Annotated in this window: 22 protein-coding genes and 1 pseudogene; 9 read left to right on the plus strand and 14 right to left on the minus strand. The window is 38.3% G+C overall.

All coding sequences use genetic code 11. The annotated features are described in order from the left end of the window. Nucleotides 1-306, plus strand: a pseudogene (locus V5N63_RS00430) (hypothetical protein); the annotation flags it as partial. 72 nt (nt 307-378) lie between these two features. Here V5N63_RS00430 and V5N63_RS00435 read toward each other — a convergent pair. Both V5N63_RS00435 and V5N63_RS00440 read right to left on the minus strand, forming a co-directional pair. Further along, a complete protein-coding gene (locus V5N63_RS00435) occupies nt 379-723 on the minus strand; it encodes an RNA recognition motif domain-containing protein (protein ID WP_332032109.1) in 345 nt (114 codons plus the stop codon). Between the two features lie 141 nt (nt 724-864). Beyond that, the gene (locus V5N63_RS00440; protein WP_332032027.1) at nt 865-1,728 is read right to left on the minus strand and encodes an aldo/keto reductase; all 864 of its coding nucleotides are present in this window, start codon (nt 1,726-1,728) and stop codon (nt 865-867) included. 93 nt (nt 1,729-1,821) lie between these two features. Here V5N63_RS00440 and V5N63_RS00445 point away from each other — a divergent pair, with 93 nt between their 5' ends. From V5N63_RS00445 to V5N63_RS00455, 3 genes are all read left to right on the plus strand, one after another. Beyond that, nucleotides 1,822-3,285, plus strand: coding sequence for a T9SS type A sorting domain-containing protein (locus tag V5N63_RS00445; RefSeq protein WP_332032030.1), 1,464 nt, complete (start codon nt 1,822-1,824; stop codon nt 3,283-3,285). Nucleotides 3,286-3,374: 89 nt separating this feature from the next. Continuing rightward, complete coding sequence (locus tag V5N63_RS00450) at nt 3,375-3,788, plus strand: DUF6157 family protein (RefSeq protein WP_265144394.1); 414 nt, start codon at nt 3,375-3,377, stop codon at nt 3,786-3,788. Between the two features lie 157 nt (nt 3,789-3,945). Next, a complete protein-coding gene (locus V5N63_RS00455; RefSeq protein ID WP_039354162.1) occupies nt 3,946-4,812 on the plus strand; it encodes a sigma-70 family RNA polymerase sigma factor in 867 nt (288 codons plus the stop codon). A 42-nt stretch (nt 4,813-4,854) separates the two neighbouring features. On the opposite strand, the gene V5N63_RS00460 is transcribed toward V5N63_RS00455, so the two are convergent. The 3 genes from V5N63_RS00460 to V5N63_RS00470 are packed head-to-tail and all read right to left on the minus strand — an operon-like array spanning nt 4,855 to nt 6,289. Next, the gene (locus tag V5N63_RS00460; RefSeq protein WP_265144393.1) at nt 4,855-5,445 is read right to left on the minus strand and encodes a Crp/Fnr family transcriptional regulator; all 591 of its coding nucleotides are present in this window, start codon (nt 5,443-5,445) and stop codon (nt 4,855-4,857) included. A 14-nt stretch (nt 5,446-5,459) separates the two neighbouring features. Next, on the minus strand, nt 5,460-5,834 hold the full coding sequence (ytxJ, locus tag V5N63_RS00465) for a bacillithiol system redox-active protein YtxJ (RefSeq protein ID WP_332032034.1): 375 nt from the start codon (nt 5,832-5,834) through the stop codon (nt 5,460-5,462). Next, nucleotides 5,831-6,289, minus strand: coding sequence for a DUF1569 domain-containing protein (locus V5N63_RS00470; RefSeq protein WP_332032036.1), 459 nt, complete (start codon nt 6,287-6,289; stop codon nt 5,831-5,833). The genes ytxJ and V5N63_RS00470 overlap by 4 nt, the downstream gene beginning before the upstream one ends. A 212-nt stretch (nt 6,290-6,501) precedes the next feature. On the opposite strand from V5N63_RS00470, the gene pncA reads away from it, so the two are divergent. Together pncA and V5N63_RS00480 are read left to right on the plus strand one after the other, a co-directional pair. Continuing rightward, nucleotides 6,502-7,107: a bifunctional nicotinamidase/pyrazinamidase gene (pncA, locus tag V5N63_RS00475; protein WP_332032038.1), complete on the plus strand. Its 606-nt coding sequence runs from the start codon at nt 6,502-6,504 to the stop codon at nt 7,105-7,107. A 110-nt stretch (nt 7,108-7,217) separates the two neighbouring features. Then, the gene (locus V5N63_RS00480; protein WP_332032040.1) at nt 7,218-8,759 is read left to right on the plus strand and encodes a S41 family peptidase; all 1,542 of its coding nucleotides are present in this window, start codon (nt 7,218-7,220) and stop codon (nt 8,757-8,759) included. 22 nt (nt 8,760-8,781) lie between these two features. Here V5N63_RS00480 and V5N63_RS00485 read toward each other — a convergent pair whose 3' ends face one another. The 5 genes from V5N63_RS00485 to V5N63_RS00505 form a co-directional block, all read right to left on the minus strand. Continuing rightward, entirely contained in the window at nt 8,782-11,175 is a 2,394-nt protein-coding gene (locus V5N63_RS00485; RefSeq protein WP_332032042.1) for a TonB-dependent receptor, read from the minus strand. A gap of 87 nt (nt 11,176-11,262) precedes the next feature. Next, a complete protein-coding gene (locus V5N63_RS00490) occupies nt 11,263-12,213 on the minus strand; it encodes a fasciclin domain-containing protein (protein ID WP_332032044.1) in 951 nt (316 codons plus the stop codon). A 150-nt stretch (nt 12,214-12,363) separates the two neighbouring features. Next, nucleotides 12,364-14,352, minus strand: coding sequence for a urocanate hydratase (locus tag V5N63_RS00495; RefSeq protein WP_332032046.1), 1,989 nt, complete (start codon nt 14,350-14,352; stop codon nt 12,364-12,366). A gap of 121 nt (nt 14,353-14,473) precedes the next feature. Beyond that, the gene (locus V5N63_RS00500; RefSeq protein ID WP_088469233.1) at nt 14,474-14,767 is read right to left on the minus strand and encodes a hypothetical protein; all 294 of its coding nucleotides are present in this window, start codon (nt 14,765-14,767) and stop codon (nt 14,474-14,476) included. A 37-nt stretch (nt 14,768-14,804) separates the two neighbouring features. Then, nucleotides 14,805-15,062 carry a hypothetical protein gene (locus tag V5N63_RS00505; RefSeq protein WP_332032048.1) on the minus strand — a complete coding sequence of 86 codons (258 nt, stop codon included), beginning with the start codon at nt 15,060-15,062 and terminating at the stop codon, nt 14,805-14,807. Nucleotides 15,063-15,246: 184 nt separating this feature from the next. On the opposite strand from V5N63_RS00505, the gene V5N63_RS00510 reads away from it, so the two are divergent. From V5N63_RS00510 to V5N63_RS00520, 3 genes are all read left to right on the plus strand, one after another. After that, nucleotides 15,247-17,745 (plus strand): FtsK/SpoIIIE family DNA translocase, encoded by a 2,499-nt coding sequence (locus V5N63_RS00510; protein ID WP_332032050.1) that lies wholly within the window; start codon nt 15,247-15,249, stop codon nt 17,743-17,745. Between the two features lie 64 nt (nt 17,746-17,809). After that, complete coding sequence (locus tag V5N63_RS00515; RefSeq protein WP_332032052.1) at nt 17,810-18,457, plus strand: LolA family protein; 648 nt, start codon at nt 17,810-17,812, stop codon at nt 18,455-18,457. Between the two features lie 99 nt (nt 18,458-18,556). Next, a complete protein-coding gene (locus tag V5N63_RS00520; protein ID WP_332032054.1) occupies nt 18,557-20,011 on the plus strand; it encodes an LptF/LptG family permease in 1,455 nt (484 codons plus the stop codon). Nucleotides 20,012-20,053: 42 nt separating this feature from the next. Here V5N63_RS00520 and V5N63_RS00525 read toward each other — a convergent pair whose 3' ends face one another. The 4 genes from V5N63_RS00525 to V5N63_RS00540 form a co-directional block, all read right to left on the minus strand. Next, nucleotides 20,054-20,623, minus strand: coding sequence for a glutathione peroxidase (locus tag V5N63_RS00525; protein WP_088469238.1), 570 nt, complete (start codon nt 20,621-20,623; stop codon nt 20,054-20,056). Between the two features lie 23 nt (nt 20,624-20,646). Next, nucleotides 20,647-21,309: a histidine kinase gene (locus V5N63_RS00530; protein WP_332032057.1), complete on the minus strand. Its 663-nt coding sequence runs from the start codon at nt 21,307-21,309 to the stop codon at nt 20,647-20,649. Between the two features lie 58 nt (nt 21,310-21,367). After that, entirely contained in the window at nt 21,368-22,102 is a 735-nt protein-coding gene (gene kdsB, locus V5N63_RS00535) for a 3-deoxy-manno-octulosonate cytidylyltransferase (RefSeq protein WP_332032059.1), read from the minus strand. A 3-nt stretch (nt 22,103-22,105) separates the two neighbouring features. Beyond that, nucleotides 22,106-22,531, minus strand: a 426-nt coding sequence (locus tag V5N63_RS00540) for an aminotransferase class I/II-fold pyridoxal phosphate-dependent enzyme (protein ID WP_332032061.1), incomplete at its 5' end; no start/stop codon positions are given.

Genomic DNA, 22,531 nt, shown 5'->3' on the forward strand with positions numbered 1-22,531 from the left:
AATTTTCGGGATACTGAAGGTTTAACTGTTGGGCAGGATGTTTTTACGATACGCAGCCAGCAAAAAGAAAAACTTTTAGTTATTACCGTAAACAACAGTGAAAACTGGGATGCAAGTAGGGAAATAAAAGCATTGATGGCAAAGTACAGCAACAGAACCGGGCGTCTTTCTGTTCCAGATATAACACTGGAGCATGATTTGGGAAAATATCATATCAAAATCATTTTCGACAATCTCATCCGTGAAAATTTTGGGAGAGAAAATATTTACTTCAGTGATGCATATCTCTTCATCCGCAGGAACTAAATTCTAAAATTTAAAACACTTCAATAAAAAAAGCGGCAAAAAAAAGCCGCTTTACTATTTTGAATACAAATCTTACCAGTTTGAACCGCCACGATTTCCTCCACCGTAACCACCGCCACGGTTTCCTCCACCGTAACCGCCTCCACGGTTATTGTCGAAACTTCTTCTTGGTTTGTCTTCTCTTGGCTTAGCCTCAGAAACGTTAAGTTCTTTGCCGTCCAATTCTTTTCCGTTTAAAGCATCGATCGCGTTCTTACCGTCTTCGTCGCCCATTTCTACGAAACCGAATCCTCTGGATCTACCGGTTTCTCTGTCTGTAATAATTTTAGCGGAAGATACTTCGCCAAATTCTGAAAAAAGGTCCTGCAATGACTCTTCTCTTGTAGAGTAATTGATGTTTGAAACAAAAATGTTCATCATAAAAAAAATTAAAAAAATTAATACTTTGTTGAAATTATAAAAGAAACTCAACAATTGATGAACAAAGATTGATTTCGGATATAAAAACGGGTGCAAGTTACAAATTAAATTGAATTAAACAATTTTTTTAATAATCTTTTAATCAACCTCTTTCCCCTCAGAAGCCTGTAAAAGTCTGAACCAATCTTCCCGTTCCAATTTTAAGTCCATCGATTTCTTTAAATCTTTGATTGTCTGTGCTTTTGAAGTACCAATTATCGGAAGTATTCTGGCAGGATGTAGTAGTAAAAAAGCTAACAGAATCTGACTTTCTTTCGCGCCATATTTTATACAGAGTTCATCCAGAACTGTCTTTATCCTCGTATTCTGTGCCGAAGGCTGCGTAAAATAGTTCCCCATTACCGACCAGGCCATAGGACGTAGCTTTTTAAGAAGCATCTGATCCAGTGTTCCGTTATAAAATGCATCGGTATTATTTAGCGAAATCTCCATCTGGTTCGTAATGATAGGAAAAGCATCATTAATAAGCTCAAATTGCGAAACTGAAAAATTAGAAACACCGAAATGCCGCACCTTTTTCTGGTCGCGCAGCAGATCAAAGGTTTCAGCAATTTCTTCAGGATTCATTAATGGTGACGGACGGTGCAGAAGCAGAAGATCAAGATAGTCGGTCTTTAAATTCTTAAGACTTTGATTAACAGAATCTACAATATGATTTTTAGAATAGTTGTATGATTTTATGTTGAAATTTCGGTTTTCACAGGGCATTTCGATTCCACATTTGGAAATGAACTGTACTTCTTCCCTATTAATTTTCATCGCTGAGAATGCGTCACCAAAAAGTTTTTCTGTGGTATAGTTTCCATAAATATCTGCATGGTCGAAAGTAAAGAGATCTTCTTCAAGCGAAATTTCAATTAAATGCTGCACATTTTTAACTGAATGATTTGCGCCCCAAATTCCCCAACGCATGGTTCCTATAATAATAGGTGAAAATGTCATAATACTATATATTTATTCAAAAATAAATTTTTGATAACTAAATTCTACTATTTTCAGCATAATATTTCTAAATTTGAATAAAAATTATTTATAATGAAAAAACTCTTCTTTTTATTTTTAACGCTGTCTTCGACTTTTGCTTTTTCTCAGTTTGTGAGTCCAGGAACTGGGATTACGTACAATTTAGCTTCTCTTTCTGCCGCCGCGCCTGCAGTTCTTGTAAATAACGGTACTTTTTATCAAATGACAGCCGATATCACCATTTCAAACGGCGACACTCTTTTGATGAATGAAGACACCACCCTAAAAATTGATGGTGGCAAACAACTTACAATTGCCGGGATTTATAACACCAACGCAGGGAATATTTTAGTTACCGCGACCGATCCCGCTGTTGTTTTCAAAGGCATCAGATTAGAATCTACCGCTGCCGTAACCATTAAAAATACCACTTTTGAATATGGCGGCGGAATACAGGCTTTAACCGGAAATTTTTTAATGGAAAACTCTATTGTTAGGTATTTTAAATCCGGCCTTGTTACGGGAGCATCCCTTAATTTTTCCACCGGAAACCCGATTGTTAGAAATTCCCAGTTCATTGAGAATGATCTTCCTGCAGTAGCTTCAGGTGCCAACCAATCTGTTGCCTTAGAATTTACAGGAAACTATTTATACGCCAACACCAAACTGAACTCTAACCGTCCACAAATTAATATGGGTCCCAGTGGTAGCGGAATTACCAAAATCCTTAACAACACCATTATCGGCGACCGAACTTTAACCAAAGTTGGCGGAGTTTCTGTTTCAACTCTATTAGGTGTCGAAAATCATCCGCAGATTGAAGGCAATACTATTAAAGACAACCGTTACGGAATTACTGTCGCAGGAAATAATTCTTCGGGTTCAATTTCAAATAACATTTTAACAGACAATAATACAGAGCCGGTTCCGGCAAACGGAGGAAGCGGAATATCTCTTTCAGGAAGCGGAAGCCAGGTAATGGCTATTAAAGTAGAAAAAAATCAGATCCGGGGAAGTCTTTGGGGAATTACAGTGATTGGGACCGCTCAGGCTGATTTTGGCGGCGGAAGCTTAGGAAGTATCGGCGAAAATGTTTTCTATAATAATGGAAACGGTGGCCAGATCTATGCACTCTACAACAATACTCCACATCCCCTCAGTGCAACCAATAACTGCTGGCGAGAAAACGAATTATCTGATGATGCCATGGTTGAAAGTGTAATTTTCCACAGTGTAGACGATTCTACAAAAGGGACCGTAAATTACACTCCATATTTATGTGCGCAGCCGATGTCTACAAATGATTCAAATCTGCTAAAAAGCAGCATCTATCCTAATCCAAGCAACGGAACATTCACTTTCGATGCGGCTAAGGAAGGAAATATCGTAATAAATGATATGTCCGGAAGAGCAATTTATTCTGGAATTGTAATAAAGGGTAAAAACACTATTTCTGTCAAAGCAAAAAGTGGAATCTATCTTCTGCAGTATATTTCCGACGGAAAAATTCAATCTAATAAATTAATTATTAAATAATTGACGCTCAAATTAATTTATTTGAACTCATTCTGCTACCTACAGAATGAGTTTTTTTTATACATTTAACCCTCTTAAGATTTAATAATATGAAACTGCATACCACGAACTATAAAAATACATTTATCGAAACATCGGAAGATATTCCGGTTTCCAAAGCTGAAATTCCACCTGTAAAGCGCAACAGAACTTTAGCGAATATTCAGTTTGAAATGATTACGGAACATCCTTATAAATTCACTTCCGATGATGTAATGTTCGAATGTTACGCACAGAAAAATGATATTTCCTTAAAAGACAGAGCCGATGCGCGAAGAGATTTTTTTTCAAAAGGTCAGGCTTGTTTCCGGTCTTCTGCACTGGCAAAAAGATACGGTTTCGGGATTCACCACAACAGTGAAGGAAAAGTGGCAATTTTTCCTATGGAAGGTGAAGATTACAAAAACTTAGTGAATGATGATGCTGTAACCAAGGTAAAAGCCATGCGTAACAAGAGAAAATAATTTCCTGATCCTGCGGAATTCTTTGTTTTTGGACCTAAAAATCGTCAAATACCACCAATAAAACATCTTAGAAACTATTTTTTCAACAATTTTGTAACCTTTTGCGCTCTCGTGTCGTATAATCTAATGCAGTCCAAAAGTGGACGGGTTTTTATACATGAGACAATTAAAAATTACAAAGCAGGTTACCAACAGAGAAACTGCATCGCTTGACAAGTATCTACAGGAAATTGGTAAAGTGGATCTGATTACTGCCGACGAAGAGGTGGATTTGGCACAGAAAATTCGTGCCGGCGACAGAGTTGCCCTTGAAAAACTAATTAAAGCAAACTTACGTTTCGTGGTTTCTGTTTCGAAACAATACCAAAACCAGGGACTTTCCCTACCCGATTTAATCAACGAAGGGAATCTTGGTTTGATGAAAGCTGCTAAAAGATATGATGAAACCAGAGGTTTTAAATTTATTTCCTACGCAGTTTGGTGGATTCGCCAATCGATTCTTCAGGCTTTGGCAGAACAGTCGAGAATTGTAAGATTGCCTTTAAATAAAATTGGTTCCATCAATAAAATCAACAAAGCTTACGCACACCTGGAGCAAGAAAACGAAAGACCACCTTCTCCAGAAGAATTGGCGGAAGTTTTGGACATGAGCGAAGACGACATCAAAGAATCAATGAAAAACTCCGGAAGACATTTGTCAATGGATGCGCCATTGGTTGAAGGTGAAGATTCGAACTTATATGATGTTTTACGTTCCGGTGAATCGCCAAGTCCGGATAAAGATTTGATGCTGGAATCTCTACAGATCGAAATCGAAAGAGCGTTGCAAACTTTAACGCCTCGTGAAGCAGATTTGGTTCGTTTATATTTCGGTTTGAACGGGAAACATCCAATGACTTTAGAAGAAATCGGGGAAACTTTCGATCTTACAAGAGAGCGAGTGCGTCAGATTAAAGAAAAAGCCATTAAAAGACTGAAACACAATACCAGAAGCAAGATTCTGAAATCTTATCTCGGTAAATAATTTACATATAACTGAAAAGGAACTCAAACGAGTTCCTTTTTTTTATGAAGTCTGAAAATTCTTTCTCGCGAGCTCTTTTCTTACCCGGCTTAAACTTTCCGGCGTGATGCCAAGATAAGAAGCTACCATCCACTGCGGAACACGAAGCAGAATATCCGGATACATTTTGATGAAACTCATATATCTTTCTTCCGCGGTATCGCTCAGCAGCGAGTTTACGCGGTTTTGAAGATTCCGGATGTGTTTCTGTAAAAGCAAATCATTATTTTCGACAGTGTTGGGAAATTCAAGATTAATATTCGCAAAAAAATCTTTCGTCAGCACCAGAATTTCAGATTCTTCCACCGCTTCAATGTAATAATTTGATTTTTCATTGAAATAAAGCGAACTTCTGTCGGAAATCAACCATTTTTCGGGCGCAAACTGAATGATATGTTCCTTGCCGTTTTTATCGATAGAATACATCCTCAGCAAGCCTTTTTCTACAAAATAAGTTCCGTTGCACACTTCACCGGCCTTCAGAAGAAATTGGTTTTTTAACACTTTTGTGCTGCCATAAAAATTGCTGCACTGCGTAACCGCTTCTTTTGGAATCTCCAAAATTTCAGACAGGTAGGATTCTATATTTTCCATCGAAATAATCAGAATTAAATTAAAGACACAGAAATACTGTGATGGGAGGCGTTCTTCACGGCTTTACCGTTTTCCACAACGATAAGCTGCGGACTTTGATGTTCAACATCCAAATCATCGGCAATTTTATTAGAAATACTGCGGTGTGCCAATAAATCCAGAAAATAATAAGACGCCTCTTTACCAGATTCTCCCACTTCTTTTTCAAAATTATTTAGCACTGTCTTACTGATGAAACATCTTGTAGAATGCTTAAAAATTGCCACTTTTTTTTCGTGCGACTCTTCCAATGCTTTTTCTAGATCTGCTTCAGAATTTATATAATTCCAGAACTCCGGTGACGGCTTTTCTGTATCGGAACTTCCAAAAATTTTATTAAAAATACTCATACTCCAAACTGTTTTAAGTGATGATCCAGGTGTTTATATTCCATAAATCCCCAATCTTCTTTTGTCATCTTCCCAAAAAGCGCATGCTCCGAAAGTAAATTGTTTTTTGCTGATTTTTCCGCAAACTGATCAATAGAAGCTAATAATTCCTCACGGGACTTTTCAAAATTACAATTTTCTTTTATAATAACTTCTTTAAAAGTTGGCATATTCGGTGGAATACCGTTATTGAAAATATTCATCTCAATTTTGGTTAAAATTCCGATCGATTTTATAAAAGGGTTAATCTTCGGCAGCACTATTTTCCCAAAGCCTACCTGCAGAATCCGGTCGCAGTGACGTAACATCTGTGCCGCATTCATCTTTCCCCATTTCCGTTCTGAATATTCCTCAATCCTTAAAATCCGGGACTTTATTTCTTCTAAATTCTGCCGACTGTTAAGCGATTTTCTCATTCTTTGATTTTGAACTGGTTTGCAGGAGGATATTCATTCTTATATATTTTTTTTGGCAGATTTTCTATATTTCAAAACTTAAATTTAGACGATTTGTCTGCTGAATGGTTTTGGCTGAAATTTTGCGAAAACACTTTCGTAAATTTACGCTTTAAAATCTGAATTTTGTTTCCCGTAATTACTAAAGTTATTATAAAATAAATCCGAAAAATATGAAAAAAGCCCTCATTATAGTGGATGTGCAGAACGATTTTTGCGAAGGCGGCTCTCTTGCGGTGCCAGGAGCAAACGAAATTATTCCTTACATCAATCTGCTGATGGAAGAAAATGAATACGACCAAATCGTCCTTACCCAGGACTGGCATCCTGCGAACCACAAAAGTTTTGCTTCAAACAACGGAAAGAAAGTTGGCGAAACCATCATTCTTAACGGAATTCCACAGTTTATGTGGCCAGACCATTGCGTTCAGGGCACATTCGGTGCTGACTTCCATAAAGATCTGAACCGAGATAAAGTAACCCACATCGTTCAGAAAGGTAAAAATCCCGAAGTCGACAGTTACAGCGGATTTCAGGACAATAATCATTTTGTAAAAACCGGTTTGGACGATTTTTTAAAATATCACGACATACAGTTGCTTGAAATCGTCGGTTTAGCTTTGGATTACTGTGTGAAATTTACCTGTCTGGATGCTGTACAACTGGGTTATATAACTTGTCTGCACTTCAACGGAACGCGAGCGGTGAATGTAAAACCCGACAACGGAAAAGATGCAATCTTCGGATTGCTGCAAAATTCTGTCACGGTTTTAGGTTAAAAATTTTAAAAATTCAACGTTAACTCCTCATTCTATCTGAGGAGTTTTTTTTGTTTTTTAATATTATTAAATTTGAATTAAAAGATATATTTTTATCAAAATTTTTCAATTTGAAGACTACCCTACAGCTTTTTTTACTGGCGCTGCTCACCTCCTGTGTTTCTGTAAAAAAGCATAATGCAAAACATGAAATCCTTATTGCGCCAGAAAAACTGAAACAGGATGTTGATTTCAGCTATAAGAAATTGCAGAAACTTCATCCAAATCTGTATTGGTATATTTCTAAAGACTCTCTGGATTACAAATTCGACAGTTTAAAAAACAGTATTCGCCAACCGTTGAAACCTAATGAGTTTTACCGCAAACTGGCGCCGGTTATTGCACAGATCAAGGAAGGTCATCTTCGATTGGTTCCGCTGGAAAAACGGTTAACGCGAAAAGAAATTAAAAATCTGGAAAAGCAAAAAGGGTTACTCAGCCGTTATAATTTCGTGCTCGATGGCAACAGAATATTTGTAAAAGACAATGCCGAAAAAATCCCCAATATGAATGTGGGTACAGAAATTCTGAAAATAAAAGATATTCCGGTAAAGGATCTCTTGGAAAGTTATCGCCCATTCGTGAACAGTGATGGTGAAAACCAGACTTTCCAGAAATATATTCTTGCCAGAAGATGGCCCTCTTATTTCACCGCAGACCATGGAATTCTCGACAGTGTGAAAATTGAAGCCCAATACAGAAACGAAATTAAAACATTCTACCTTAAAAGAGAAAAAATCACCAAAACTGAAAAGAAAAAAGTAGAAAACGCCAACAAAAAGATTACGAAAAGCGAAAAAGGAAAAACCAAAGATTATAATGTAATTACCAAAAGTTTCAACCGCGACCTGCAGTTTCCTGTTAAAGACAGCACTGTCGCTTACATGAAAATCAAAACTTTCTCGGGAACCTATTCGCGGAAGTTTTACAGAGAAAGCTTCGAAACGCTAAAAAAATCACCTGCAAAATATTTAATCCTGGATATACGCGACAACCTGGGTGGTTCGCTTGCGGAGATCAACAACCTTTATTCTTATTTGGTTTCAGAAAAATTTCAGTTTATCAATGATATTGAGATTACCTCGCCTTCGGCAATGTACCAGGCCAATTATTTCTCAGAATTCTCGTGGCTTACAAAACCATTTGCAGTGGCGGGTTATCCATTTTATCTGATGGGAACGGCGCTGTCGATAAAGAAAGAATCCGATCGTTTTTACCTGAGGAATAATGGGATTTTCGGGCTCAAAAAACCAAAAGAAAATAACTTTAAAGGGAAAATATACGTGCTGATCAACGGGAGCAGTTTTTCTGCCGCCTCCATCCTGCCTTCAAAACTTAAGCATGAAAAACGTGCTTTTCTGGTAGGCGAAGAAACCGGTGGCGCAAACGACGGAACAGTTGCAGGCCGCTACTCTACCAAAAAACTGCCAAATTCTAAACTCTATCTGCCAATTGGTCTAATGCTGATTCAACCAAGTATTGAATTTACCCACACCAAAAAAGGAGTGATTCCAGATCATGAAATTACCCCGACGCTTCAGGAAGTTCTTGCAAAAAAAGACATCCAGCTGGATTGGGTTATGGAAAAAATCAAAGAAGATTCTTCCCAATAATTCCGGCTTGATGTTATGGTTTTTAAAATTCAAAAATAAATCCGAAATACGGCAGCGGTGTTGTGCGGTCTGCCTCCCCGTAATTCAGCTGATAAATCTGCTCATTTTGCGGTGCACCAGGGTTGGTAACAATTCCGTTACCGTTTGTGTCACGTTCCAGTGCGATCACCGGTAGTCTGCTTGGGTTTTTCGATCCGTAAACGTTTACAACATCTACGTAGAAAGTCATCTGCCATTTGTTGAAGATCCATTTCTTCTCTGCTCTTATATCGAGTTGATGTACCAGGTTCCCGCGTTGGGAATTCAGCAAAATATAATCTGAAACCGGTGCATTGGCAATATTCCACACATTAACCAGTTGACTTTTTTCCAGATCGTAAGGCGTTTCCGGCAAACCACTCTGCAACCGGAATCTTGCTCCGATGTTCCAATTCCTGCTGAAATATTTCCCTCCAGTTAATGACAGGATATGTCTGCTGTCCCAACTCGATGGTTCTAAATCGCCATTAAGATCACTGAATTTGGAGTGGCCAAAAGTATATGAAGCGATTCCATAGAAATCGTTTACGGTTCTTTTCTGGGCTAAAAGCTCAATTCCATACGTTTCGCCAACGCCTCTGCTGTCAAGAGGTTCTGCCCCGACTACTCCGAAATCACCGCCTAAATTTGCCAGGGAAATCCCGTTTCGAAGAGAAAAAGGATAGTTTTTGTATTTTTTATAATAGGTTTCGGCAGTAATTCTTAGATTATTGTTTCCAATAAATTCCACGCCACCCACAATCTGGGAGTTTTTAATGTATTTTAAACTGTTTTTATTAATTAAATTTCCGTTCTGCGCATATCCTAAAGCCGTGTAAGATGGCAGCATAAAGTAAATTCCGCCATTCAGATTGAGGGCAAACTGATCAGCTAATTGGTATTTCATTGAAATTCGTGGTGAAAACTGCTCCAGTGGATTTGAAGTAAGTCCCGAATAATCACTACCATCAATTCTGAAACCAGCGGAAAGCTCCAATTTGCTTTCCAGAAATTTACGTGAACTCTGAAGATAAAATCCGTATTGTGCCAAATTGATTTCAGAAAGATATTGGTCAGCAACGGCTCCGCTTTGAGTGATCGCCTTTAAATTTGAATCATTAAAATAAGTTGCAAAATTAACATTAGCACCCGAACTCATCTGAAAATCGCCAAGCCTGAAATTACGGTCAGCACGTATTTTATTTTCACTTTCCTGCGAGTGATAGTCGATCAGCAAATTCTCAGGAGTTTCGATATTACGGTAGTATTTTGTAGCTTGGTTGTCGAGCATATTCCGGCTCCAGGTAAACAGCCAGTTGCCATTTTCTGCCAAATGACGATATCCTGCACCCATCGTATAATTCCACTGTGGCGAAACAGGAAGTCTTTCGATTAAAGTCAAATTATAGAGTGTGGGTTCAGCATTTTCATTAAATTTAAACTCATCAATGGCTCCCAGACCTATGAAATACAGTTCGTTACCGTTTTTAAATTTCTTTGAGACTTTAAATGTCGTATCATAATAACTCGGCAAAAACGGTAAATCGATCGCTTTGAAAAGCAATTGCAGATTAGATTTACGGATAGAGAATAAGCTGCTCCACGACTGGTCTTTGCTCAGCGGACCGTCCATCATCAGCTGCATGTCATCAAGTCCCAGGATGGCTTTGTATCCCATTTTATCTTTACGCGCTTGTTTGAGGTTGAATTCAAAAAGTGAAGATAAGGTTCCGTTTCTCTTGGCGGGAAAGGCACCGCTGTAAAAATCTACATCTTTAATAAAATCAATGGTAATTAAGCCTCTCGGGCCACCGCTCGCGCCTTGGGTCTGGAAATGGTTGATCACCGGAACTTCGATTCCGTCGATATAAAATTTATTTTCACCGGAATTCCCGCCGCGTATAAAAAGGTCATTTCTAAAGGTAGCAGTCGTTCCCACTCCCGGAAGCGAAAGAATCGCTTTGGAAATATCTCTGTTGGAACCCGCATTTTTCTGCACTTCTTCGCTCGTGATATTTCGCAGGGAAACTGGACTTTCTGCAGAAGTTTTATAGACCTTGGCCTTCAGAACCAAACCTTCAATTTCCTGTTCCCGTACCACCATTCTCTGCAGTCCCACAGAAAAAGTAAGGTTTTGGTTAGGGATTACAGCAATGTCGTTAAGCGATTGGTTTTGGTAGCCTGTTGCAGCAATCTGAAAACTGTAATTTCCCGGAGATAAATCTGCCAGTACGACATTTCCATCACCAGAAAACTGCTGACCAGTCGAAATTATGGTTACGGTTGAAGTTAAAGGTTTTTTAGAAAAATCATCAACAACATTAATGTTGATACTTCCTGTTTGTGCAAAAAACGGCAAGGTGCTGATGAGGAAAATGATGACAAATTTAAATTTCATGGAGTTGAGAATTTCTGCAATTTACAAAATAAACGTCCCTGCGGAAAGGGACGCTTATCAAACATTAACATTTAAATTATAAAACTACTATGGTAAAAGAACTTTGTCGATGGCATGAATTACACCATTGCTGCACTGTACATCTGTTGCTATTACATTTGAAACTCTGTTGTTGGCATCTGTAATTTTCACTCCTCCAGTGGTTGTAATTTTAAAAGTACCGCCCTGGAAAGTCGTAACATTCATATTATTTGTAATATCGGTAGATAAAACATTTGCTCCGGCAACTACATGATATTTAAGGACATTCTCTAAAGTTGCTGCAGGTACTGCGGCTAGGTTCGGAAGGTTCAGCTCGGTTAGCAAAGAGCTAAAAGCAGCATTAGTAGGAGCAAAAACGGTAAAAGGTGAATTGGTTGTCCCGCTGAGAATTCCCGCAAAATCAGGCATATCGTTTCTTGTAAGTGCGGATACAAGCGATGAAAAATTAGGATTTGCAAGCGCATGGGTTACTACCGTTGGCAAACCGATGACTTTATCAACTTTGTGAATTACTCCGTTACTTGCTGTGATATCGGTCTTGGTTACCGTTGATATTCCATTGATTTTAACCCCAGATGCGGTATTAATAAACATACTGAGATTTTTAGAAGAAGAAGCATTTCCTTTGGCTAATGTGGAGACATAGCCTGTAGTTACCTGTGCTGCCATCACTTTATTAGAAAGCACATGGTTTAGGAGAATTTCTTTTAATGCGGCATTGGGAACATCATTGAGATTAGCAAAACCATTATCAGCAAGAAATTGCGTGAATGCTGCATTAGAAGGTGCAAATACCGTGAAACTTCCGGATGCTCTTAAGGTAGAAGCCAATCCTGCTTTATCAATGGCTGCCTTCAAATTAGAAAGGTCTGCATCCATCGAAGCTAATTCATAAATAGTTTTTGGTGTTTCAACATCATCCCGGCTCTCATCGCACGAAACAAATAAGAAACCGAATAAAAACACAAAGGCTGAAAGTTTAAATAATTTTTTCATAATAATATATTTTTTTGTTGGTGTAAAAATAGTAAATTATAATACTAAATATGATATTTTTAGAATAGAAATATACTATATAATTTATTGATGATATTATTACAAAAAAAAACACCCAACTAATCAGGCGTTTGTGTATTCAAAATATATTTAAGAAAAAAGCTCATCATCAACCAAGTTCGGGAGCGTAACTTTGAGATCTGGCTCCAGTTCCATAGCTCTTTTAATGGCGAACAATGCGCCTTCGTTCCTGGCCCAGCTTCTTCGGGAAATTCCGTTGTTAACATCCCAAAAGAGCATCAATTTTAATCTTCGGTCGGCATCGTCGCTTCCGTCGAGCAACATTCCGAAACCACCGTTGATTACTTCTCCCCAACCTACGCCACCACCGTTATGAATACTCACCCAGGTAGCCCCGCGGAAACTGTCGCCAATCACGTTATGAATAGCCATATCCGCAGTAAATCTGGAACCGTCATAAATATTGGAAGTTTCGCGGTACGGCGAGTCAGTTCCGGAAACATCGTGATGGTCACGACCCAAAACTACTGCTCCTATTTCTCCTTTTTTAATGGCTTTATTAAAGGCTTCCGCAATTTTCATTCGACCTTCGGCATCGGCATAGAGAATTCGTGCCTGTGAACCTACTACCAGTCTGTTTTCCTGTGCACCTTTAATCCACTGGATATTATCTGCCATCTGTTGCTGAATTTCCTCTGGAGAATTCTGCATAATCTCTTCTAAAATCTTCGACGCAATTTCGTCTGTTTTCTGTAAATCTCCAGGTTTGCCGCTCGTACACACCCAACGGAACGGTCCAAAACCATAATCAAAACACATCGGTCCCATAATATCCTGCACGTAGCTCGGATATTTAAATTCTCTTCCCAAGGTTGGGTTTTCTGCCATTACATCAGCTCCGGCACGGCTTGCTTCCAATAAAAACGCATTACCGTAATCGAAGAAATAGGTACCTTTTTCAGTATGTTTATTAATGGCTGCCGCATGTTTTCTTAAACTTTCCTGAACTTTTTGTTTAAATAATTCAGGATTTTCTGCCATCATTTTGTTGGATTCTTCAAAACTTTGCCCTACAGGATAATAACCTCCGGCCCATGGATTGTGCAGTGAAGTCTGATCGGATCCGATGTCGATTTTCAAGCCCGCTTCTGAAAATTTCTCCCAAACTTCCACCACGTTTCCGAGGTAAGCTAAAGAAACTGTTTCCTTATTTTGCTGAGCGTTACGAACCCTCTGTACTAAGTTATCAAGATTTTCATGGATTTCATCGATCCATTTCTGTTCATGGCGAATATTAGTAATTTTTGGATTCACTTCGGCACAAACCGTGATACACCCAGCTATATTTCCGGCTTTTGGCTGTGCACCAGACATTCCGCCCAAACCTGAGGTAACGAAGAGTCCGCCCTTCGGTGATTTATTAATTTTTCTGAAAGCATTTAACACCGTAATGGTAGTACCATGCACAATTCCCTGGGGACCGATATACATATAACTTCCTGCCGTCATTTGTCCGTATTGGGTTACGCCAAGCGCATTGAATTTTTCCCAATCGTCGGGTTTTGAATAATTCGGAATCATCATTCCATTGGTCACCACGACTCTCGGCGCTTCTTTATGACTCGGGAAAAGACCCATGGGATGACCGGAATACATCACCAAAGTCTGCTCATCGGTCATTTCCGAAAGGTATTTCATCGTAAGAAGATACTGCGCCCAATTGCTGAACACGGCACCGTTTCCACCATAAGTTATGAGTTCGTGCGGATGTTGGGCCACGGCATAATCCAGGTTGTTCTGAATCATCAGCATAATGGCTTTTGCCTGTTCAGATTTGCCGGGATATTCAGAAATCGGTCTGGCTTTCATTTCATAATCCGGACGGAAACGGTACATATAAATTCGCCCAAACTTTTTCAGTTCATCACGAAACTCCGGCAAAAGTTCGGCATGGAATTTCGGATCAAAGTAGCGCAAAGCATTTCTCAGTGCGAGTTTTTCTTCTTCTTCACTAAGAATTTCCTTGCGTTTTGGTGCGTGGTTAATTTGAGGTTCAAAAGGTTTTGGCTGTGGAAGTTCAGAGGGAATTCCCTCTTGTATTTGCTGCTGAAAGGTCATTGTAATTTTTACTTTGTTTGAAAGTTTTAAAGATATTCAATTTCGAAAATACAATCCAAAGAAATCGATACAAAAAAAAACCGCCATTGAGACGGTAGTATATATATGAGTGTGTAATCCTTTAACCAAGTACATCGTCATTGGTCTCCTCGTGATTATCTTCATTATCGCTGAGACTGTAATAATTGTTTTCTTCATCTTCTGATCCAATGTTTTCCATTGCATCATCAGCAGTTGTTCCGGGAATATCCAGTCCGTCGTCCAAACTTTTCTGTGTATTATCTTCATTAAGTACAGGATTTCCGTCTCCATCTAATGGAATTTTCTCCTGCTTATTAAAAATGTCATTTTCAGGATTGTAATTCATTTGTTCGAGTTTTGCATCCTGTTCCGATTTGTTATTTTCTGGCGCCATAATCGTGTATTTTATGATTAAAACTGAAGTTATTATTTTAAACTTCTTCTCCTAACTGTTGATTTTTATTGTTCTCCCAGGCATCATCATAAGCTTTTTGCTGATTTTCCCAGGCCGTTGGCGGAATTGCATTTTCGGCATCCTTTACCAAATTTTCCTTCGTAATTTCAGGATTACGGATATCTTTAAGCCGGGTTAATGATTCCTGACCGTTATTTTCAATAGCAGGATTTTGGTCAACAGTATTTTTGATATTTTTAAAGCCTTCAGAGTCTTTTATCTTATTTTTATCCATGATTTCAAATATTAGCGTTCGTTTTTAAAACAGTCAAATATTATTCCGAAACAAAATCAGTATATTGAACAATGAATTTAAACTTCCTCAAAAAGCCTTTTCGGAAAGCTTTTTTTGACTGAAATTTTACGGCAATTCTAAAAAATCTTTTAAATTTATTATTAAATTTGCGCACATTCTTATTATGGAAAAAAATACAAAAACAACCCCGCCCAAAGCGTCTGCACCAAATAAAACCCTTTCTAAGCCCCGTATATTTTTTGGAGTTCTTTTCGTTCTTCTTTCTGTAGTTCTTACGTTTTCTTTCGTTTCTTACCTGCTGAACTGGAAAGCCGACCAGAGCCAGGCCGGAACGATGCTGGACAAAACTGTGCAATCCTCGAATATTTTCGGGAAGATTGGCGACTGGCTGGGCAATTTTTTTATTTTTGAAAGTATTGGGATTGCAGCATTTGCCGTAGCTTTTCTGTTTTTTGTTGTGGGAATGTTAATTTTCAAGAAAAATTATTTCAAGCCTTGGAAAACCATCGGTCATTCCCTGTTTTTTATTTGCTGGCTGCCGATTTTCATGGGCGCTATTACCAAAGGACAGGGTGTTTTGAGTGGCGTTTACGGATTTCAAATTATGGATTTCCTATTATCAGTCATCGGATCTGCCGGACTTTGGCTGGTGCTTTTGGTAAGTATTGCACTCTATTTTGTGCTTGAATTCAATTTAAATCCATCCAATGTAAAAGCGAAACTCAATGATTTAAATGAAAATACGGTTGGAAGGGTAAAAGCCATGATGCCCAACTCTTCTGAAAATTTCGAGGCGGATGAAGAGCTTGAGGAACTTGCGGCAGATGATACAGAAAATCACGTTACACAGAATATAAAAACAGTTTCCACCCCTGCAGAAATTCCGGTTAAAGGTTTTCCTGAGGTTGAAATCAGTAATGATTTTGAAACCATCAAAACTCCTAACAAAACATCATTTGATGATGGGGAACCATCTAAAATTACTGTTACCGAAAGTGTTGGGAATTCTTTGAATTTAAGCCCAGTTTCAACAACAGAAATTCCCTCAGCTACAAAATCCGATGAGATTGATTTTAAAGTTGAAGTTGCCAAAACAGTAGATATTCTGGATGAATCTGATAAGAAATCGCAGGAACTTGTGGACAAGCACGGGCTTTATGACCATAAACTTGAATTGGCAAAATTCCAGATGCCTACCATCGATTTGCTGAGAGATTACGGCAACGAAGAAATTTCGATCAACAGGGACGAATTAGAGGAAAACAAGAACAAAATTGTCGGTTTGCTGAAAAACTTCAATGTGGGAATCGCTGAAATTAAAGCAACCGTAGGGCCTACCGTAACATTATACGAAATCGTTCCGGAAGCCGGAATCCGCGTAGCTTCCATTAAAAAACTTCAGGATGACATTGCATTGAATCTTTCAGCTTTGGGAATCCGCATTATTGCGCCAATGCCGGGAAAAGGTACAATTGGGATTGAAGTTCCGCGAAAAAATCCTTCAATGGTGTCAATGCGCAGTGTGATAAATAGCCAAAAATTTCAGAATACGGATATGGATTTGCCTGTAGTTTTCGGGAAAACGATTTCCAACGAAATTTTCATGGCAGATTTAGCAAAAATGCCGCATTTACTTATGGCTGGTGCAACCGGTCAGGGTAAATCTGTAGGTATCAACGCTATTCTTACTTCCCTGCTTTATAAAAAACACCCGAGCGAGCTCAAATTCGTTATGGTTGACCCGAAAAAAGTAGAACTTTCTCTCTATTCAAAAATCGAAAGGCATTATCTGGCAAAATTACCGGATGGTGACGACGCTATTATCACCGACACTCATAAAGTGATAAACACGCTCAATTCCCTTTGTATTGAAATGGATCAGCGTTATGATTTGCTCAAAAATGCCTTCTGCAAAAACTTAAAGGAATACAATAAGAAATTCACCGAAAGAAAACTGAATCCTGAAAACGGGCACCGTTATCTTCCATATATTGTTCTGGTAGTAGATGAATTTGCAGATCTTATTATGACTGCGGGGAAAGAAGTGGAGCTGCCAATCGCACGACTTGCGCAGCTGGCGAGAGCAGTAGGAATTCACCTTATTGTGGCGACCCAAAGACCTTCGGTAAATGTTATTACGGGGATGATTAAAGCAAACTTCCCTGCGAGAGCGGCTTTCCGGGTGATTTCAAGTGTAGATTCCAGAACCATTCTCGATTCTCCGGGTGCAGATCAGCTCATCGGAAAGGGCGATATGCTGTATTTCAACGGAAATGAAATCCTGCGTCTTCAGTGCGCGTTTGTAGATACGCCTGAAGTCGAAAAAATTGCAGAATTTATCGGTGAACAGAAAGGTTATGCAAGTGCCTTTATGCTGCCGGAATATACCAGCGAAGAATCTACTTCCAATGTTGGTGCTTTCGACCCGAACGAAAAAGATGCACTTTTTGAAGATGCTGCGAGAATTATTGTTTCCACCCAACAAGGTTCCACTTCTATGCTTCAGCGGCAGCTGAAACTTGGTTATAACAGAGCCGGAAGAATTATGGACCAGCTTGAAGCAAGCGGGATTGTAGGCGGTTTCAACGGAGCTAAGGCGAGAGAAGTGCAGATTAGCGACTTAAATTCTTTGGAACAGTTTTTGGAAGAATTGCGCAGATAGGGTGAAACTTTAAACAATGGTTTAACTTTATTTTAAAATTTTAATCCAAAAAATAAAAAAAAGAATGAAAAGCATATTGAAAAAAATTACTCTTGGATTTTTTACACTCGCTACAGCGGCAAGTTTTTCTGCCCAGAAAATCGATGCAAAAGCTAAAAGTTTATTAGATGCCGTTGCGCAGAATTATAAATCGAAAAACAATGTTTATTTTAAATTTGTTTACGGCACCGGAACAGGTAAAACCGTAACCAAGACAGAACCCGGAATCTTCTACTCTGCCAAAGACAAATACAAACTGAAAATTATGGGTACCGAGCAGATTTTCGACGGAAATAAGATTTATAACATTTCAGAAGAAGATCAGGAAATTACCGTTGCAAAGCCAACAGGAAATGAACAGATGTTTTCACCTCTGAATTATATTGGTGAATACAAAAAAGGCTACACCGTAAAATATCTGGGAAAAAAGACGGTAAACGGCGTAAAAGCTGATCAGATTAAATTAATCCCGACATCTAAAAACGGAATTAAAGAAGTAAACCTCTTTATTAATGATGCTAAGAAACAGATTGTGAAACTAGAGCAGTTTTCTACAGACAATTCGGTTTCGGTGATTGCAATCAGCGATTATAAAGTGAACCAGAGTTTGAGCAGCAACATGTTTAGTTTTGATAAAAATGATTATAAAAACTATATCTATACTGAACTTTAATTTTTTTTTAAAATTTCAAAAGCCCTCTTTAAAACAGAGGGCTTTTTTTTGAAGCCATCAATCCTAAATTCTGTGATTTTTTTTTGGTAAATTTGACGCATGATAAAAAAGCTCGACGGCTACGTCATTAAAACTTTCTTCGGTCCGTTTATTTTTATTTTCAGTGTGCTGTTTTTCATTTTTGTGGTAAACATCATCTGGATCCGGCTGTCGCAGTTTACCGGAAAGGGGCTTAGTTACTGGGAAATTCTCCGTTTACTCTCGTATCTTTCCGCCATCGTTGTGCAGCTTGTGTTGCCTTTAACGATACTTCTATCATCAATCATGACCTTTGGGGATTTTGGGGAACGGTATGAACTGGCCGCGATGAAAGCCGCAGGAATTTCTTTGACCCGAATTATGCTTCCGCTGTTTTTTGTTTCCGTAATATTTTCGATGTTTCTTTTTCTGTTTTCAAACAATGTGATCCCCGATTTTCAGCGGAAAGCTAAAAATATGCTCTATAATATTGCGGCAACAAAACCTGCTCTGAATTTTACGCCCGGTCAGTTTATCCAGCAGATTCCAGGGTACAGCGTAAAATTTGATAAAATTACGGGCGAAAACGGAGAGAATCTCGAAGGCGTTTTTATCCATAAAATGGCTAATTCTTATGAAAACCAGCAGTCGATTGTTGCTGAAAAAGGGAAATTTGTGCAGGCCGACAACCGTAATTACTTAAAATTGGTGCTTTTTAACGGTCATATTTTTGAAGATAATCTGGGTAATGTAAGCTACGAACAGCGTTTGAAACAGCCAGATCAGGCCATAAAATTTGATACCCTGGTTTCTCATTTCAATATTTCAGACATCATCAATAAAGCAATTGAGTCTGAAAAAATTACTGATGATTACTCGTTCCAGAATTTTATAGAACTGAATTCAACCATTGAAGCGGCAAAAAAAGAAAACGATTTAGTCCTCGGAAATATCAGCAATGAATTGATTAATCAAACCAACAGTTTTGTAAGTTATATCGATAAGACCAAACCGAAGAAAGCAGTACTTCCAACGCCGAAAATCGACACGATGCAACAGAAAAAGAAGCTGGAGCTACTCTATTCGGCTTTTAATAAAATTGAAAGTGTAAAGCAGCTGAACATCAATAAAGTTGAACAAATCCAGGACTTACATGCCTACTTTTCACGAATCATTATTTACCAGCAACGGATTTTTGCTTATTCAGTAACATGTTTAATTTTCTTCTTAATCGGTGCAAGTTTGGGATCTATCATCAGAAAAGGCGGCCTGGGACTTCCGGTAGTTATTGCCATAGTGGTATTTATTATTTTCTACGTGCTGAATCTCTCTGTAGAAAACATGGCGTGGTCCGGAAAAATGGATCCTTATCTGGCAGCCTGGTTACCGAATATGGTGCTGTTTCCTTTTGGCGCGTGGCTTACCTACAAGGCACTTACAGATTCTCAACTCTTTGATATCGAGAAATACAAAAGCCTCTTCAAGCCGATTATTACTATATTTTCTAAGAATAAAGAACACGAAAGATACCGTTAATACAATAAAAAAACCGCAACTGATTATTGTTGCGGTTTTTATTTATTTAAAATATTTGGTAATTGCTTCGTCTGTTGGTTTTGTAGTACTTACAAAACTGTCGATCAGTTTTCCGTTTTCATCGAGCAAAAACTTTGTAAAATTCCAGAGGATGGTGGTATTTTTTACACCGTTTAAATTCTTATCTGTTAAGTATTTGAAGATTGGTGCGGTATCATCTCCCTTTACTGAAACTTTTGCGGCAATGGGGAATGTAACTCCATAGTTTTTCTGGCAGAAAGCGCCAATCTCTTCATTGGTTCCCGGCTCCTGACCGCCGAAATTATTCGCTGGAAAACCTACCACAACCAGTTGATCTGCATATTCTTTAGAAATTTTTTCCAGATCTGCGTATTGCGGAGTAAAACCACATTCTGAAGCTGTGTTTACAATCAGGATTTTCTTTCCTTTGAAATCAGCAAAATTTATTTCTTTGCCGTCTCCACTTTCAACTTTATAATCGTAAATGCTTTTCATGGCGATATTTTTTTCCTGTGAAACTTCTTTTTTCTGTTGGCTGCAACTCTGTATAAAAGCCGCAAATGATAACAGCATGATGAATATCTTTTTCATAATTTAATTTTTAAATTGTTTATTTAAAATTTAAAAGTATTTGCAGGAAGAACTTTATTGGTTTCAATCTTGTTGAGCAAAATAACATAATCGCTGTCTTTTTTAGGCGAAGAAGATTCAATCCTGAATGGCATCATTAAACTTCCAACCTTTCTGTAATCGCTGTAAATTATGGATTCGTCACTTTTCACTTCCCTTATCAACATATAAGATTTCGAATCGAAAAAGTACAGGGTTTTGTTTACGTTTTTAATCAATTCAACCTTATGGCATACAATTTCGCCTACTTTCTCCTTACCCAGATAATTGGCTTCAAATCCTTTGCTTTCCCAATCAATAAAATCGGTATCAAAACTTTCTGCAACATAATTCGGGTATTCCTGAAGTTTGTTGGTTGCGTAGTTCATCGCATACCCTTTTTTACCATCGTAACCTTCAATTGCGGTTTCTTTTTTATTAATGGTAATCACTGTTTTGGTAAGGTTGGGTCTTTCCTGAAAAATTTTTATCGGGTAATGGTCGTTAATCCCCAATGTGAGTCTTCCCTGTAACGTGATTGAATTTAATAATTTCCAGTTTGTTAAACCTCCGGAAAGTTCTATATTTTTTTCTATGATTTCTTTTGCAGTTTGTGCGGAGACAATTCCGCTCATCAACATGATGAATACTAAAAATATCTTTCTCATTAATCGGTCTGTTTGTTTTTCAAATATATACTTTTTGAATTTAAGCGTTTTTTTGCACTTAATCCTGCTGTCCTAAAATCGCTCTTGCTTTCTCCAAATCCTCAGGAACATCGATTCCTACACCTATAAAATCTGTTTCAATCATTTTAATCTTCATGCCATATTCCAGATAACGGATACATTCTATTTTTTCTGAAATTTCCAGTGGTTTCATAGGAAGTTTCGCAAAATTAAGGAGCGCGTTTTTCCTAAAAGCATAAACGCCGATATGCTTGAAATATTCTACATCTGGATGAATTTCCCTTGGATAGGGAATCACCGCACGGCTGAAATAGAGCGCAAAACCTTCGTAATCTGTAATCACTTTTACATTATTTGGATTCTCGATTTCATCAGTATTTTTCAGTTTAATTTTCAATGAAGCTAAAGAAATTTTTCCTTCAGGATCGTAATTAAAAACCGAAATCAACTGTTGTAAAGGTTCTGTTTTCAGAAAAGGTTCATCCCCCTGAACATTTACCACAATGTCGCAATCGATGTTTTGTACTGCTTCCGCAATTCGGTCGCTGCCGGTTTCATGCTGCCCCGTCATTACGGCCTTTCCGCCATTTTTAATGATTTCATCAAAAATAATTTCCGAATCTGTTGCCACAAAAACTTCATCGAACAAAGCGGTCTCTACAACATTCTGATATGTTGTAGCAATTACCGTTTTTTCTCCTAAAATCTGCATTAGTTTTCCTGGAAAACGGCTCGCTTCGTAGCGCGCGGGAATTACGGCGATAATTTTCATTAATTAAGACAGTTTTGCAAGTGCACCTTCGAGTCTCGGCAACATTTTTTTTATTTCATCAGCTGATAAACCACCCGCTGATGCCCTAAACCAAGGCATATTCCGTGAATTTCCGAACGCCGAAAATGGCACAAGCGCCACACCAGCTTCGTTGATCAGATAAAATACAAGGTCAGACGAATCCGCAATCTGCGAACCGTCGGGTTTTGTTTTGCCTAAATAATCAAGCTCGATGGTGAGATACAGTGCGCCCATCGGTTTAATACTGTCGACCTGCAACCCACGCGATTTCATTTCCTGAATTCCTGTATGCAGAATCTTTAAACTTTCAGCGATTTTTCCCTTAAAGTCATTCACAAAAAAGTCTACATGTTCCGTCTCACCCAAAAATACCGAAACGGCTTGCTGCTCAGGTTTTGGCGCCCAGGC

Source organism: Kaistella sp. (assembly GCF_032060305.1).
Classification (GTDB): domain Bacteria; phylum Bacteroidota; class Bacteroidia; order Flavobacteriales; family Weeksellaceae; genus Kaistella; species Kaistella yananensis.